Raw genomic sequence first — 1,851 nt, forward strand, 5'->3', positions numbered from 1 at the left:
GGACGTAATCCCTGATACAGGTCCCGTCATGGGTAGGATAGTCGTTGCCGTAGACGGTCAACTCCTCGATCCTTCCAAGCACTGCGTCCAGGGCCAGGGGTACAAGGTGAGTCTCGGGGTGGTGATCCTCGCCCGTCCTGGCTGTGGGATCCGCGCCTGCCGCGTTGAAGTATCTCAGGGAGACGCTTTTGATCCCGTAGGCCTTGAAGGATCTCCTGAGCATGGATTCTATGAACAGTTTTGTTTCCCCATAGGGATTGGTGGGTGCCTTGGTTGCTTCTTCCCTTATCGGCAGGGTCCTCGGCTCCCCGTAAACCGCGGCGCTGGAGGAAAAAACGATCCTTTCTATGCCGGCCTCGAGCATGGCGGTGATTATGTTCATAGTGCCCCCAATATTGTTCCGGTAGTAGGAGTGGGGGTCCGACAGGGAATCTCCCACCAGGCTGAGGGCGGCGAAATGAAGGATCCCGTCGATAGGGTACTTGTCCAATACCTTTCTTATCTGGGTCAGATCCCTTAGATCAGCCTTTTCGAAGACGGCCTTGCCGATCAGTTCTTCGTGCCCTCGGCATAGATTATCGAGCACCAGCACCTCCCGTCCCCGCTCAAGGAGTCCGAGGACAACGTGACTTCCTATGTAGCCAGCACCTCCGGTGATCAGAAGCAAAACTACACCTCCCGATTCCATGTCTGCGTTGTATTTTACCGTAAGCCCTCTTATAATCGGAAGAACCGCAACCAAACAGATACAGTCAAAGGGGGAAGAACGATGAAGAAGTACCTGTGTACTGTCTGTGGCTACGTGTACGACCCCGCAGTCGGAGACCCTGATGGAGGGATCGAACCAGGTGTCGCCTTTGAAAACCTTCCCGACGATTGGGTCTGCCCGGTGTGTGGTGTTCCCAAGGATATGTTCGAACCCATCGATTGAAGGGACATATCCGGCTGGAATTACCCGGGAGGCCCTGAGGCCTCCCGAACTTTTGAAGGATCCCCCTGGTCTTGTCCATATCTCTATCCCGGGGAGAAAGACCCCAGGATCCCGCGCGACAAATCAAGCAACCCTGGTGAGGGTTCCCATTCCCGCGGCAGGATATTATATATTATAATCATTCTTTCAAGGGATGTCCGACCCTGACAGTGACAGGAGGTTGAATCGATAGGTGAAAAAATACTTCAAAGTGATATTGGTCCTGGTCATGGCCCTATCCTTTTTCAATCCCGCCGAGGTCTTTGCCGCCCAGGAGGGTATTTTGCGCGTAGGGACAGAATCTTCCTTCCCGCCCTTCGTGTTCCGCGATGATTCCGGAAACCTGGCTGGTTTCGACGTTGACCTCGCGAGGAGTGTGGCTTCGCGGCTGGACAAGGAGATCGTCTTCGTCGACATGGCTTTTGACGCCTTGCTTCCGGCCCTTTCCGCCGGAAAGATAGACATGGTCGTCGCCGGCCTCAGCGTAACGCCGGAACGGCTGAAGAGAGCCGATTTCTCCAGGCCATACTTCTTTACCCATGACGCCATCGTCGTCAGGAAAGAAAAGCCTGAGCCAAGGGATGTCAATTGTCTCAAAAGCAGGAAGGTCACCGTCCAGGCAGGTACGATCCACGATGAATACCTCACATCCATGGGCGGAGTCGAGATCCTAAGGTTCCAGAAGTCGGGTGAAGCCTTGAGGTGGGTCCTGGAGGGAAGGGCCGATGCCTCCTTCATGGACGGCGTCTCCGCTGAGAGGTATCTCGCCGATGATCCTTCTTTCGGAGAGGGACTCGTGGTGGCCTTCTCCGGCCGTGTAACCTCTGAAGCGATGGGTTTTGCCGTCAGGAAGATCGACGAGCTACTCCTCGAAGAGGTCA

The 1,851-nt window shown here is 55.1% G+C and carries 3 protein-coding genes; 2 read left to right on the top strand and 1 reads right to left on the bottom strand.

Features of this window, described 5'->3' with window-relative positions; translation table 11 throughout:
- A partial coding sequence (galE, locus tag GX108_07315; protein ID NLO56840.1) for a UDP-glucose 4-epimerase GalE occupies positions 1-667 on the bottom strand: 667 nt, incomplete at its 3' end.
- A gap of 102 nt (positions 668-769) precedes the next feature.
- Between galE and GX108_07320 the strand changes: the two genes are divergently transcribed.
- Positions 770-931, top strand: a complete 162-nt coding sequence (locus GX108_07320) for a rubredoxin (protein NLO56841.1) — start codon at positions 770-772, stop codon at positions 929-931.
- Between the two features lie 232 nt (positions 932-1,163).
- The coding region (locus tag GX108_07325; GenBank protein ID NLO56842.1) for a transporter substrate-binding domain-containing protein at positions 1,164-1,851 on the top strand (688 nt) is incomplete at its 3' end.

Source organism: Thermovirga sp., from assembly GCA_012523215.1.
In the GTDB taxonomy this organism is placed as follows: domain Bacteria; phylum Synergistota; class Synergistia; order Synergistales; family Thermovirgaceae; genus 58-81.

What these genes read in the sequence shown, in the direction of transcription:
- GX108_07320 (NLO56841.1), top strand. Translation starts at nt 770, where the DNA reads ATGAAGAAGTACCTGTGTACTGTCTGTGGCTACGTGTACGACCCCGCA.